Below are 12,817 nucleotides of genomic sequence, written 5' to 3'. Positions count from 1 at the left end.
ACAGCCGTCAGGGCTCGCTGCGGTCCGCGTCCACGACCTCGGCGGTCTCGGTCTCCCGGTGCATCGCGGCGGCCACGACGGCGTCGGCTCGTCGCACGGCCCAGAACGTGACGGCGAACGCGACCGCCGCGAGCGGCCAGCCCATCGCGATGCGGGCGACCGCGAGCCACCCGGTCTGGTCGGAGTCGTAGAGCTGCGACTGCACGACGTAGCGCGCGACGAACACGAGAACCCAGGCGAACGTCGCGATGTCGTACGCGCGGACAGCGGCCCGATGCTCGCGCCAGGCCTTGCCGGTGCCGTTGAGGTAGCCCCACACGATGCCGACGAGCGGCCGGCGGGCGAGGATCGAGACGAGGAACACGCCGCCGTACGCGAGCGAGGTGTAGATCCCGAAGAGGAAGTAGCCCTTGGCATCTCCGGTGCGGTAGGCGATGAACGCGCACACGGCCACGCCGAAGAATCCCGACACGGCCGGCTGGATCGGATCCCGCTTCACGAGTCGCCACACCAGAATGGCCACGGCCAGACCGAGGGCGGCCCAGATGGCCACGGTGAGACCGGCGAGAGAGTTGACCGGAACGAAGACCAGCACGGGCAGGGTGGAGAACACCAGTCCGCTGACCCCACCGAGCTGGGAGAGAATCGTCTCGGGAGGCGCGTCCTCGGTGGGCTGACTGTTCGGTGACTCGCTCATGCAGTTCAGGGTGCCAGACGATGCGGCTCCCGAAGAACTAGTCCTCGGTGCGCAGCTCGTAGTAGGGGTTGTAGATGACCTTGCGGCCCTCGCGCTCCCCCACCCGACCACGGACGAGCAACTGCGTTCCGGACTCGATCCCGGCGATCTTGCGCCGGCCGATCCAGATCAGCGAGATGGTGTCGGTGCCGTCGAAGAACTCGGCCTCCACGATGGCGTTGGCAGCTTTGCTGCACGTCTCGACGCTGCGGAGCCGTCCGACCATGGTGACCTCGTCACCGCGAGTGCAATCGCATGCTCGTTGGGCGCCGGACGCCTTCGACGTCGACTCCAACTCCTCGGCATCGAGTTGGTCGATGTCCTCGGTCAACTTCCGGGCCATGCGGCGGAAGTATCCTGCGGCAGCGGGTGCCATGAGTGCTCCTGGAGCGGTTCGCGCGGGCCTTCCGCGGCGGATGTTCTGCTTCTGTCAGCGCCACTGTAGACCTTTCCGAGCACGCCCCACCACACCCGGCCGGTCGGGTCGGTGAACGTCACGGGAAGATGCGGACACCATGGAGACAACCACCGTCGTACTGCTGCCCGGCACCGGCTCGGACGCGTCGTTCGTCGAGGGAGCCTTCGGTGCGGCCGTGGCAGATCTCGGCTGGTCACTGCGGGTCATCGACCCCGAACCCGCCGACGTCGTCGGGGGCTACGTGCGAGCGCTCGACCACGTACGAGGCGCCGTTCGGGGGGAGCTGATCGTGGGCGGTGTCTCACTCGGCGCGGCGGTCGCGGCGCGCTGGGCGCTCGACCGTCCTGGCGCCGCGCAGGGGGCGATCCTCGCGATGCCGGCGTGGACGGGATCTCCGGGCGACTCCCCCGCAGCGGTCGGTGCCGCCGCGACGGCGGCGACGCTGCGGGCCCGCGGCCTCGACGCATCGGTGTCGGCGATGGCGCAGTCGAGTCCGCGGTGGCTCGCCGAGGCGCTGACGCGGTCGTGGCGAGCACAGTGGCCGCAGCTGCCGACGGCGCTGGACGACGCCGCCCGGTACGTGGCACCCACCCTCGACGACTTGCGCTCCCTCACGATGCCGGTCGGCGTGGTGGCCGCGGTCGACGACCCCGTGCACCCACTCCGTGTCGCGCAGGACTGGTGCGCGGCACTTCCCGCGGCGCGCCTCGACACCTTCGCGCTCGACGTCCTCGCCACGTCGCCGAGCGAGCTCGGCAGGCTGGGCGTCACCGCGCTCCGGCGTGCGACGGGCGGGTAGTGGGTCCGGTCGAGCTGATTCTCAGTCGAGCTGATCCTCAGTCGAGTTGCTGCATCGCCGAACCGGAAGGCCCACGCCGACGCTGCGCCTCGGCAGCGGCGTCCGGATCCGGTACCTGCTGCTGGGGTACCTGCTGCTGGGGTACCTGCTGCTGGGGTACCTGCTGCTGCACCGCGGCCTGAGCCTGGGCCTGTGCGGCGGCCATCTGCTGCTGCTGCGCGGCTGCGAGCTGCTGAGCCAGTGCCGGCGGCAGAGTGATGGGCAACGGCGTCCGCACCGGGTGCGGATCCGAGCCGCGATCGACCACGGTCGCCGCCACCACGGCGCGCGCCTGCTCGACCAGTGGTGACCCGGCTTCGACACTGCCTGCCGGTCCGCTGGCCACACCGCGGATCATCCAGCGGTACCCGTCGACGCCGATGAAGCGCAGATCCCCGCCGGCTGCGGAGCCCACGACTTCACGGCCCCACGGGCCGGTCTCGGTGGCCACCCGGGCGTTGTCGCGGCGCAGCGTGTCGGCTAACTCGCCGGCGACGTCCCGCCACTGACCGGGCGACTTCGGAGCAGCGAAGGCCGCCACGGTGATGCGCCCGTTGGGAGTGACGATGTGGACGGCCTGGGGTGCGCCGGCCTGCGTCATCTCGACCTGCAGTTGTCCACCGGCGGGAAGCATCAGCAAAACCGACCCCAGATCGAGGCGTCCCTCGGCGATGCTCTCGCGGTCGCCGTCCAGGTCGTCGATCGACCACGGCCCGGTGGTGTCGTCCGCCGTACCGTCCACCTCGTCGACCTCGTCCGTCTCCTCGATCTCGACGTCCTGTGCGGAGTCGAGATCGGTGGCGTCGATGTCGTCGCGCCCCTTCTTCTTGCGTCCGAACATGCTCAGTTCTCCTTCTCGCTGGCGGTGACGGCATCCAGAACCGCGTGTCCGCCGCTGGAGCCGTAGCCGCCGACACCGCGAGTGGTGTCGTCCAGCTCGGCCACCTCGACGAAGTCGGGCAGTTCGACCCGCTGCACCAGCAGCTGGGCGATGCGGTCCCCGCGCCGCAGTTCGATGGGGGTGCGTGGATCGTGGTTGATGAGGCAGACCGTGATCTCGCCGCGATAGCCGGCGTCGACAGTTCCCGGCGTGTTGACCACGGACAGTCCGGCTCGCGCGGCGAGGCCCGATCGGGGATGGATCAGTCCGACGGTGCCGATGGGAAGCGCCACGGCGATACCGGTACCGACCATGGCACGTTCGCCCGGCTCGATGACGATGTCGGCGGTGGAACACAGATCCACACCCGCGTCACCGGCATGCGCACGCACGGGGAGTGGGATGTCCGGGTCGAGTCGTCTGACGGCCACCGTCTCGACGGCCGCTGCCGATCCCTGGTCTCCGTGGGTCGTGCGTGTCGCCGTCTCGGCCGTCAGATCGCTCACACCGGTCGAGATTACTCGTCGATGCACCGCCGACCTCCCGCCCGTCCGACCCTCTACTCTGGAGAGGTGTCCGACGCAGCTCCGAGAGAGACCTCAGCAGATCAGGCCACCCGGACGTCCGGTGTGGGGAACGACGCCGGGGGTGAGACCGTCCTCTACAGCGAACGACTTCGGGTACCCGTCTGGTACTGGGTGGCCGCGATCGGCGTCGCGGCGATCCTGTCGGCCGAGGTGCACATGGGATCACCCGGCGTGATGGCCTGGCTGCCGTACGTGGTGTTGGTGCCCTTCGCGATCTGGGTGGTCACGTACCTCGGCCGGATGCGCGTCGAGGTGACGGAGCAGAACGGCGAGCGCATGCTGCACGCCGGCAAGGCCCGGCTCCCCGCATCGGTGATCGATCGGGTGGCGGTCGTGCCGGGGACGGCGAAGAGTGCCGCCCTCGGACGCCAGCTCGACCCCTCCGCCTTCGTGCAGCATCGTTCGTGGGTCAAGCCGATGGTGTTGGTCGTCCTCGACGACGAGAACGATCCGACACCGTACTGGTTGGTGAGCACCCGCAACCCGGATGCAGTGGCTGCGGCTCTGACTCCGCAGCCACCGACCTCCTGACGGAGGCCTCCTCGGATCAGGCTGCGCAGTCGCGGCAGACCAGCACGCCGCCGCTGTCGGAGGACAGTCGCGAGCGGTGATGCACGAGGAAACAGCTCGAGCACGTGAACTCGTCGGCCTGCTTCGGCACGACACGCACGGACAGTTCCTCACCGGACAGGTCTGCGCCCGGCAGTTCGAAGGACTCCGCGGTGTCCGTCTCGTCGATGTCGACGACGGCGGACTGCGCCTCGTTGCGGCGTGCCTTCAGTTCCTCGAGCGAGTCCTCCGACACGTCGTCGGACTCGGTACGGCGTGGTGCGTCGTAATCGGTGGCCATGGTGTTCCCCTTACCTTCCTGCCGAGACCGGGTGTGCCCGGTCTCCTTCGATCGCCTTCATGGGGGATGTTCAAGACGTCGACCGCTTCTTGTTCGACGAACTCGTCCTCTGTCGGACTCACACCCTCGGATCCCGATGCAGGTCGTTCGTGTTTCTCGTCTGCTGTTCGTGGCAGAACATCGATCCGGTCGGACTTCTTCCCGACTTGCGCCGGGAGGATCTCCGTCCTTCTCGCTCACCTATTCGCAGCCGTCGTCCTGACGGATGACGGCCGGCGTTCGGGTGAGCCGACTGTGCCCGAATCCCCGTGACGGGAAACATTCTCTCGCTGCGGGCGTGCAGGCCCGAAGAGCCCGACCGGCCGTGAGTTCGATCCGCCGGGCCGCCAGACAATAGCCGACGACGAGCCGATGTGGAAAACACCCTGCCCACCGCGGTGTGTCGTGGCGTGAACGGTTCCTCCGGGAACCGCATCCTCCCTGTTCATCCCGCCCAACGCCGCCGACAGCGCAGACGTTCCCGCACGCCGTGCGTCGCGCATCACATGCCGACGCGGGCCACTACAGTGAGCGAGTCACCGCCCGTGACACGTCTGCACGACACCGAACAGCAGACGCGACACGTATCAGCAGAAGGGCACGCTCCCGTGGTCTCACTCATCACTCACGGCTCCTCGACCGACGACAAGGGGCGGCCGTACGCGCGGCGTCGGGCCTTCCCGATCCTCGTGGTGCTCGTCGTGCTCGCGCTCGCCGGTGCAGCCGTGTGGGTCAACGTGCTGACCACGACCGAGACCGGTACCGACGCCGTCGCCTGCAACGCCCCCCAGCCCGCATCCGACCCCGCGGCTCCCGCTGCGGCCGAGCCGGGCGACGTCGTGGACGCCGACGTGGTCACGGACACCCAGCCCGCCCCGTTGTCCGCCACCCGCGTGCGCGTGTTCAACGCGAACGGACAGGGCGGCCAGGCCGCCGAGATCGCCGCGAATCTCAGTGATTTCGGCTTCGCCAGCGCACCGGACGTACAGGTGGGCAACGATCCCGTCTACGTCGACCAGAACATGCAGTGCATCGCGCAGATCCGTTTCGGCGCGGCCGGAGTGGCCGCCGCGGGCACCGTCGCACTGGTCGCACCGTGCGCCGAGTTCGTCCAGGACACCCGCGAGGACGACACCGTCGACCTCGCGCTGGGCACCAATTTCCGTGCGCTGGAACCGAACACCGACGGCGAGGAGGTCATCCGCTCGCTCGCGGACGTCGCTCCGGGCGCCGCGGCACCCAACCTCGACGTCGATCTGCTCGCCGCCGCGCACCGCGTCAACTGCTGACCCGGGTCACGCTTTCGGAATGGCGGCGACGCCACCCAGACGGTCGAGGACGGACAGGAACCCGTCGGCCACACCCCCCGCGACGGCGATCGTGACCTCGCCGTCGTCGCTTCGGGAGTGCGGCGACGGGGTCACCACCCGCGCACCAGCCTCCGCCGCGACGAGGGCCCCGGCCGCCCAGTCCCACGGGCTGAGCCCGTGCTCGAAGTGGGCGTCGACTCGCCCGGCCGCCACCATGCACAGATCCAGTGCTGCCGAGCCGATGCGACGAACGTCCCGCACCTCGGGCAGCAGAGCCGCGATCAGCGCGCCCTGACGGCGACGACGCGCCGCGTCGTAGCCGAATCCCGTGGCCACCAACGTGAGTGCCACGTCGTCGATGTCGTTGACGCGCAGGCGCACCCAGTCTCCGCCCGCGTCCGAGCACCACGCACCGCCACCGAGCGACGCCGCATAGGTGCGATCCCCCACCACGTCCTCCACGGCGCCTGCCACCGACGCGCCGTCGATCTGCGCGGCCACGGAGACCGAGTAGGCCGGGATGCCGTAGAGGAAGTTCACGGTGCCGTCGATCGGATCGAGGATCCACCGGACCCCGGACGGGGCGATGTCCTCCCCGCCGCCCTCCTCACCCAGCACCGCGTCGCCGGGGCGCAGCCGGCTCAGCAGATCCCGGATGACGTGTTCGGTCTCGGTGTCCACCACCGTCACCGGATCAGTGGGTGTCGACTTCGACCGGACGGCATCCACCGCCGCACCGCCCGCGCCGAACACCTCCGGCCGACGCCGGCGTACGTGACGTCCCGCCTCGCGTGCGACGTCGACGGCGATGCGGCGCAACATCTCCGGGTCGAGCGAGCTCGTCGAGTCGTCCTGCGGCAGATCGTCATGAGAAGTCACCCGGCTATCCGAACACATCGGGCGTCGGAACGGTACGGCGCGCCACTCGCCGCGGTGCCGCGCGACCGGGAACGCCACCAGCAACTAGGGTGACGTGCGCGCACCAGATCTCGCACGAACGCGCCGATCTCCGACGCGGGAGTACGCCACCAGGAGGTTCTGCCATGACGAACGACCACACCGAACCCGGCCCGGTCTCCATCGCCGGGAAGACGGGCTCGCACCCCGAGGGCCGAGGCTTCGGTGTCGACGTCGGTGGCAGTGGCGTCAAGGGTGGCGTGGTCGATCTCGCGACCGGTGAACTGATCGGTGAGCGCTACAAGATCGAGACCCCCCAGCCCTCGACCCCCACCGCGGTGGCCGAGACGGTCGCGGCGATCGTCGACCACTTCGAGTGGACCGGGGACGTGGGCATCACCCTCCCCTGTGTCGTGACCGGTGGCGTGGCGCAGACCGCCGCGAACGTCGACAAGGGCTGGATCGGAACCGACGCGGCCGCGTTGTTCCGCGACCATCTCGGCGGTCGCTCGGTGACGGTGCTGAACGACGCCGACGCCGCGGGCATCGCGGAGGACAAGTTCGGCGGTGGCAAGGACTCCAAGGGCGTCGTCATCCTGCTGACCTTCGGCACCGGCATCGGATCCGCGATCCTGCAGAACGGCGTCCTCCTGCCCAACACGGAGCTCGGACACATGGAGGTGGACGGCAAGGAGGCCGAGCACCGTGCCGCGTCGTCGGTCAAGGACGACAACGGACTGTCGTACAAGGCGTGGGCCAAAGAGGTCTCGCGCGTGCTCGAGCGCATCGAGGATCTGTTCTGGCCGGACCTCTTCATCGCCGGCGGCGGCATCAGCCGCAAGGCCGAGAAGTGGATCCCGCTGCTCACCAACCGCACCCCAGTGCAGCCCGCGACGCTGCGCAACGCCGCCGGAATCGTCGGCGCGGCCCTCGCCGCCCAGTCCGGTGTGGCGCCCTGATCTCTCCGAAGGCGTACCTGCGCCCCTCCTGACCTGCGCCGCACCGGCCCGCTGATGCACGATGTGACTCACACCGCACTGCCGGTGGGCCGGGAACCTCGGCGTCCTCCCGCGCGTTGGCGCTGTGCACTCGCGGCGGTCGTTACAATGGTCCACGCCCCGGTTTCACGCCGGGAAATCCACAGACCTCTCCGCCGGATCATCACTCTGGCGTGACGCCGCACGACACCGTCACGAAAGGGCGTACGTGGCAGCCATCGATATTCGTCAGACCGCGGACACCGCGCCGGCAGTCGACAGCACTCCGGCCGTCGACACCGCGTCGGCCGACGGCACCGCCTCCGGCGCCGTCGGAACCGCACCCGCGAAGGCCCCGGCCAAGAAGGCGGCCCCGCGCAAGGCAGCAGCCAAGAAGGCCGCGCCGCGCAAGGCCGCAGCGAAGAAAACAGCAGTGAAGAAGGCGACGTCTCCTGCGTCCGGCTCCGGCGACGACGAGCCCACCGCCGACATCGAGGACATCGATGTTCCCGAGGGCGAGCTCGCCGCCGAGTCGGACGTCGTCGAGGTCGTCGCCGTGGGCGACGAGGTCGAGGACGACGCGACCACCGAGCCGACGCCGGAGGACAAGGCGTCGGGCGACTTCGTGTGGGACGAGGAGGAGTCCGAGGCGCTGCGACAGGCCCGCAAGGACGCCGAGCTCACCGCCTCCGCCGACTCCGTCCGCGCCTACCTCAAGCAGATCGGCAAGGTCGCCCTCCTCAACGCCGAGGAGGAGGTCGAGCTCGCCAAGCGCATCGAGGCCGGTCTCTACGCCGTCCAGCTCATGGCCGAGTCCGCCGAGAAGGGCGAGAAGCTCCCCGTGGCCCAGCGCCGCGACATGACCTGGATCTGCCGCGACGGCAACCGGGCGAAGAACCACCTGCTCGAGGCCAACCTGCGCCTCGTTGTCTCACTGGCCAAGCGCTACACGGGCCGCGGCATGGCGTTCCTGGACCTCATCCAGGAAGGCAACCTCGGTCTCATCCGCGCGGTGGAGAAGTTCGACTACACCAAGGGCTACAAGTTCTCGACGTACGCGACGTGGTGGATCCGTCAGGCCATCACCCGCGCCATGGCGGACCAGGCCCGCACCATTCGTATCCCGGTGCACATGGTCGAGGTCATCAACAAGCTCGGACGCATCCAGCGTGAGCTCCTGCAGGATCTGGGTCGTGAGCCCACTCCCGAGGAACTCGCCAAGGAGATGGACATCACGCCCGAGAAGGTGCTGGAGATCCAGCAGTACGCGCGCGAACCGATCTCCCTCGACCAGACCATCGGCGACGAGGGCGACAGCCAGCTCGGCGACTTCATCGAGGACTCCGAGGCCGTCGTCGCCGTCGACGCGGTGTCGTTCACCCTCCTGCAGGACCAGCTCCAGTCGGTTCTCGAGACCCTCTCCGAGCGCGAGGCGGGTGTCGTGCGGCTGCGTTTCGGCCTCACCGACGGCCAGCCGCGCACGCTCGACGAGATCGGCCAGGTCTACGGGGTCACGCGTGAGCGCATCCGACAGATCGAGTCGAAGACCATGTCGAAGCTGCGGCACCCGAGCCGGTCGCAGGTTCTGCGCGACTACCTCGACTGAGAAGTCCGTACCTCACCCGACGGCGACGAACGTCCCGTCGTCGTCGGGCAGGTAGGGCTTCACCTGGACCACCGCGGTGAGCGGGACCGGTCCGTAGAGGTGCGGGAACAGCATCGAACTCGGATCACCGGGTACTCCCGGCTCCCACTCCAGCCGGTCCTTCAGCCGAGTGGGGTCCAACGACAGCAGCACGATGTCCCGGCGCCCGGCGAACAGCCGGTTGGCCGGCAGATGAACCTGCTGCGGCGTCGACAGATGGACGAACCCCTGCTCGGCGAGCGACGCGGGTGCCACCTCCCCCGCGGCCACACTCGCCTCCCAGTCCGCCGCCGGGCACATGTGCACCAGGATCTCGGTCATCGGCCGTCCTCTCGAATCGGGTTCTGCAGTCGCGTCGTGTCGGCCGGCGGCGCCGGTCGTGCGCGTCGTTCCACACCGCCCAGCGCGACGGCGACGATCACACACAGGATGCCCGCGAGTTCGGCGATCGAGGGCACCTGCCCCAGCACCACGACGCCGACCACCGTCGCCGTGGTGGGCAGCAGCGCGAGCAACAACGCGAACCGTGCCCGTCCGACCGTGCGCAGGACGACCTGGTCGAGCGCGTAGGGGATCACGCTCGACAACACACCCACCCCGACACCCAGCAGCCACGTGGACGGCGCGGCGAACACCGACGGATCGTCGAGGACCTGGGGCGTCAGCGCGAGCGGGGCGAGGATCACCGACGCCACCGCCATGCCGACGGCGAGGGAGTCCAGCCCGTCGCCCGCCGTCGCGACCGATTTCCCGAGCACCACGTAGCCGGCCCACAATCCGGCGGCGAGGAGTGCGAAACCGACCCCGACCAGGCCCACGTCGAATCGCGCTCCGGCCACCAGCGCGACTCCCGCGACCACCAGGACGAGTGCGAGCACGTCGCGAGCGCGCCGCGATCCGAGTGCGGCGACGAGGACAGGACCGAGGAACTCGATCGCCACGGCGGTGCCCAACGGGATGCGGGCGATCGCCTCGTAGAACGCCAGGTTCATTCCCACCGTGACGACACCGAACCCACCGGCCACCGCGATGGTGCGGGCCGTCCATCGCGTGCGCCAGGGACGACGCCAGGCCAGCAGAACGGCCGCTGCGCCTGCCGCGCGCAGCCACGCCACGGCCGCCGGCGAGATGGTGTCGAACAGATGGACGCCGATGGCGGCACCGAGATACTGCGCGAGCGCTCCGACCACGAAGACGAACGGCACCGACCACGGCGGGAACGAACGCCCCACCGACGCGAGGCCGCGCGCGTCCACATCCGTCATGGTCGAACCGTATCCACCGGTCGCGACACGGGCGCACAGGGGCGGGTGCGTTCTGCCGACAGCGAACGATGCTCGGGAGGGACGTGGTTCACCAGCATGTTTCGTGTCTGTGACAACACACGGCCATCCGCGTGGGAACAACGCACGAACCCCATACGTCTGTAAGAGTGAACGAACCGCGTCGAACCGACGTGGCGGACCGACCCCAGGACCGTGGTAGTCACGGTCAGTACGGAGGAGTCATGCCCGAATTGTTGACCGACACCACCCTCACCGCTGCCGACAGGTGTGATCGTTGCGGAGCAGGAGCGCGGGTGCGTGCCGTCCTCCCCACCGGCGGAGAACTGCTGTTCTGCCGTCACCACGCCAACGAGCACGAAGCGCGTCTCCTCGAGATGAACGCCACCATCGTCGCGGACGCGGATTCCGACGCCATGGCGTGATGACCGGGGCACTCGGTCCCACAGCATCAGCACTCGACTCCTGACACCACGAAGGGCGACCACCGATCCGGTGGTCGCCCTTCGTCGTGCGCGAGGCTGAGGCAGTCGTGCGATCACCACGAACGCAGGGCCGAGATCCTCTCGGTGAGCTGCTCCGCCGTCGCGATCGCGGTGGGCGGCCCACCGCAGCTCCGTCGGAGTTCGCCGTGGATGATGCCGTGGGCCTTGCCGGTGCGGTGATGATGCATCGCCACCAGGCCGTTGAGCTCCTTGCGTAGATCGGCCAGCTTCGCGGCGTCCGCGGACCGCCCGGCGGGCGGGAGGGTGACCGGAGCCGGAGTCTCCGTGGGCGTCGCCGGGCGCGCCAGCTGCGTCTCCTGCCGTTTCCGCAACAGCGCGCGCATCTGGTCCCCGTCCAGCAGGCCCGGCAGGCCGAGATAGTCCGCCTCGTCGTCGCTGCCCGAGAACGTCGCGGTGCCGAAGGAGGAGCCGTCGAAGATCACCTGGTCGAGCTCGGCGTCCGCACCGAGCGAGGTGAACGCCTTCTCCTCCTCGCCGGGCTCGTCCTTCTGCTGGTTCGCGTCGATCAGCAGGTCGTCGTCGAGACCGTCCTTCTCCCGGTGCGGCTTGCCGATGACGTGGTCGCGTTGCGCCTCGAGCTGGCTGGCCAGGTCCAGGAGCACCGGCACCGAGGGCAGGAACACGCTCGCCGTCTCACCCTTGCGGCGAGAACGCACGAAGCGCCCGACGGCCTGGGCGAAGTACAGCGGTGTGGAGGCGCTCGTCGCGTAGACGCCGACCGCGAGGCGCGGGACGTCCACGCCCTCCGACACCATGCGCACGGCCACCATCCAGGTCGACGTTCCCGCGCCGAACTCGGCGATGCGGGCCGAGGACCCGGGATCGTCGGACAGCACGAGCGTCGGGGTCTCCCCCGTCGCCGCCTCGAGAATTCCCGCGTAGGCGCGCGCGGTGGTCTGGTCCGACGCGATGACGAGGCCACCCGCGTCGGGAATGCCGCCCTGACGGAGTTGGTGCAGGCGGGTGTTCGCCGCGGCGAGCACCGACGGGACCCACTCACCCGACGGGTCGAGGGCGGTGCGCCAGGCCCGCGCCGTCTGCTCTGCGCTGAGCGGCTCCCCGAGACGGGCGGCGAACTCCTCGCCCGCACTGTTACGCCAGCGCGCCTCGCCCGAGTACGCGAGGAAGACGACCGGGCGCACCACGCCGTCCGCCAGCGCGTCTGCATAGCCGTAGCTGTGGTCCGGGCGCGACCGGGGCAGGCCCTCGTCGTCCGGTTCGTAGTTCACGAACGGGATGGGGCTGTCGTCGCTGCGGAAGGGCGTTCCGGTCAGTGCCAGGCGACGCGTCGCGTCGCCGTAGGCCTCGCGGATGCCCTCGCCCCAGCTCTTGGCGTCACCGCCGTGATGGATCTCGTCGAGGATCACGAGCGTCTTGCGGTTCTCGGTCCGCACTCGGTGGCGGGAAGGGTGCGACGCCACCTGTGCGTACGTGACGACGATGCCGTGGAAGTCGCTGGAGGTCTGCCCGGTGCTGTTGGAGAAGCGGGAGTCGAGCGCGAGTCCGACGCGCGCCGCCGCCTCCGCCCACTGGTGCTTGAGATGCTCGGTGGGAGCGACGACCGTGATCTGGTCCACGGTGCGGTCGCTCAGCAGCTCGAGGGCCACGCGCAGCGCGAACGTGGTCTTGCCGGCTCCCGGAGTGGCGACGGCCAGGAAGTCGGTCGGACCCGCCGACAGGTATTTCGTGAGCGCTCGCCGCTGCCAGGCACGCAGCGGCGGCAGGCTGACTCCGGCCGGTCCTGTCACAGGGAGACCTCCTGCGCTGTCGACCTTCTCACCGATCTCGGCCGTCATGAAAGGACCTCGTCCCGGGCCGTACGCCCACCTGACAGGATGCGAACCACCCGTG

15 protein-coding genes are annotated in these 12,817 nt (G+C 69.5%); 6 read left to right on the top strand and 9 right to left on the bottom strand.

Annotated features, from left to right (window positions below; all coding sequences use genetic code 11):
- Window positions 1-7: 7 nt before the first annotated feature.
- Together HQ325_RS20540 and HQ325_RS20535 are read right to left on the bottom strand one after the other, a co-directional pair.
- Window positions 8-697, bottom strand: coding sequence for a DUF3159 domain-containing protein (locus HQ325_RS20540; RefSeq protein ID WP_222632126.1), 690 nt, complete (start codon window positions 695-697; stop codon window positions 8-10).
- A 37-nt stretch (window positions 698-734) separates the two neighbouring features.
- Window positions 735-1,112, bottom strand: coding sequence for an OB-fold nucleic acid binding domain-containing protein (locus HQ325_RS20535; protein ID WP_027505186.1), 378 nt, complete (start codon window positions 1,110-1,112; stop codon window positions 735-737).
- Window positions 1,113-1,251: 139 nt separating this feature from the next.
- On the opposite strand from HQ325_RS20535, the gene HQ325_RS20530 reads away from it, so the two are divergent.
- Window positions 1,252-1,953, top strand: a complete 702-nt coding sequence (locus tag HQ325_RS20530) for an alpha/beta fold hydrolase (RefSeq protein ID WP_222632124.1) — start codon at window positions 1,252-1,254, stop codon at window positions 1,951-1,953.
- A gap of 37 nt (window positions 1,954-1,990) precedes the next feature.
- Here the strand turns inward: HQ325_RS20530 and HQ325_RS20525 are convergent, their stop codons facing one another.
- Entirely contained in the window at window positions 1,991-2,833 is an 843-nt protein-coding gene (locus HQ325_RS20525; RefSeq protein WP_222632122.1) for a DUF3710 domain-containing protein, read from the bottom strand.
- Window positions 2,834-2,835: 2 nt separating this feature from the next.
- The gene (dut, locus tag HQ325_RS20520) at window positions 2,836-3,303 is read right to left on the bottom strand and encodes a dUTP diphosphatase (RefSeq protein WP_308014758.1); all 468 of its coding nucleotides are present in this window, start codon (window positions 3,301-3,303) and stop codon (window positions 2,836-2,838) included.
- A 198-nt stretch (window positions 3,304-3,501) separates the two neighbouring features.
- Here dut and HQ325_RS20515 point away from each other — a divergent pair, with 198 nt between their 5' ends.
- On the top strand, window positions 3,502-3,990 hold the full coding sequence (locus HQ325_RS20515) for a DUF3093 domain-containing protein (RefSeq protein ID WP_308014760.1): 489 nt from the start codon (window positions 3,502-3,504) through the stop codon (window positions 3,988-3,990).
- Window positions 3,991-4,006: 16 nt separating this feature from the next.
- On the opposite strand, the gene HQ325_RS20510 is transcribed toward HQ325_RS20515, so the two are convergent.
- Window positions 4,007-4,309: a DUF4193 domain-containing protein gene (locus HQ325_RS20510; protein WP_222632119.1), complete on the bottom strand. Its 303-nt coding sequence runs from the start codon at window positions 4,307-4,309 to the stop codon at window positions 4,007-4,009.
- 647 nt (window positions 4,310-4,956) lie between these two features.
- Here HQ325_RS20510 and cei point away from each other — a divergent pair.
- Window positions 4,957-5,637 carry an envelope integrity protein Cei gene (cei, locus tag HQ325_RS20505; protein ID WP_222632116.1) on the top strand — a complete coding sequence of 227 codons (681 nt, stop codon included), beginning with the start codon at window positions 4,957-4,959 and terminating at the stop codon, window positions 5,635-5,637.
- Between the two features lie 6 nt (window positions 5,638-5,643).
- Here the strand turns inward: cei and HQ325_RS20500 are convergent, their stop codons facing one another.
- On the bottom strand, window positions 5,644-6,555 hold the full coding sequence (locus HQ325_RS20500; RefSeq protein ID WP_222632652.1) for an inositol monophosphatase family protein: 912 nt from the start codon (window positions 6,553-6,555) through the stop codon (window positions 5,644-5,646).
- A 146-nt stretch (window positions 6,556-6,701) separates the two neighbouring features.
- Here HQ325_RS20500 and ppgK point away from each other — a divergent pair, with 146 nt between their 5' ends.
- Both ppgK and HQ325_RS20490 read left to right on the top strand, forming a co-directional pair.
- The gene (gene ppgK / locus HQ325_RS20495; protein ID WP_222632114.1) at window positions 6,702-7,514 is read left to right on the top strand and encodes a polyphosphate--glucose phosphotransferase; all 813 of its coding nucleotides are present in this window, start codon (window positions 6,702-6,704) and stop codon (window positions 7,512-7,514) included.
- Window positions 7,515-7,761: 247 nt separating this feature from the next.
- Entirely contained in the window at window positions 7,762-9,138 is a 1,377-nt protein-coding gene (locus tag HQ325_RS20490; protein ID WP_222632112.1) for an RNA polymerase sigma factor, read from the top strand.
- Between the two features lie 12 nt (window positions 9,139-9,150).
- On the opposite strand, the gene HQ325_RS20485 is transcribed toward HQ325_RS20490, so the two are convergent.
- Window positions 9,151-9,498: a DUF952 domain-containing protein gene (locus tag HQ325_RS20485; RefSeq protein ID WP_222632110.1), complete on the bottom strand. Its 348-nt coding sequence runs from the start codon at window positions 9,496-9,498 to the stop codon at window positions 9,151-9,153.
- Entirely contained in the window at window positions 9,495-10,442 is a 948-nt protein-coding gene (locus HQ325_RS20480) for a DMT family transporter (protein WP_222632108.1), read from the bottom strand. The genes HQ325_RS20485 and HQ325_RS20480 overlap by 4 nt, the downstream gene beginning before the upstream one ends.
- Window positions 10,443-10,684: 242 nt before the next feature.
- Between HQ325_RS20480 and HQ325_RS20475 the strand changes: the two genes are divergently transcribed.
- The gene (locus tag HQ325_RS20475) at window positions 10,685-10,885 is read left to right on the top strand and encodes a hypothetical protein (protein ID WP_027505176.1); all 201 of its coding nucleotides are present in this window, start codon (window positions 10,685-10,687) and stop codon (window positions 10,883-10,885) included.
- Window positions 10,886-10,998: 113 nt separating this feature from the next.
- Here the strand turns inward: HQ325_RS20475 and HQ325_RS20470 are convergent, their stop codons facing one another.
- Window positions 10,999-12,762 (bottom strand): DEAD/DEAH box helicase, encoded by a 1,764-nt coding sequence (locus HQ325_RS20470; protein WP_222632107.1) that lies wholly within the window; start codon window positions 12,760-12,762, stop codon window positions 10,999-11,001.
- Window positions 12,763-12,817 lie beyond the last annotated feature (55 nt).

The organism is Rhodococcus sp. BP-349, from assembly GCF_019835845.1.
Taxonomy (GTDB): Bacteria; Actinomycetota; Actinomycetes; order Mycobacteriales; family Mycobacteriaceae; genus Rhodococcoides.
The sequence above is the reverse complement of the archived record's forward strand: the minus strand, read 5'-3'. Positions and strand labels throughout refer to the sequence as shown.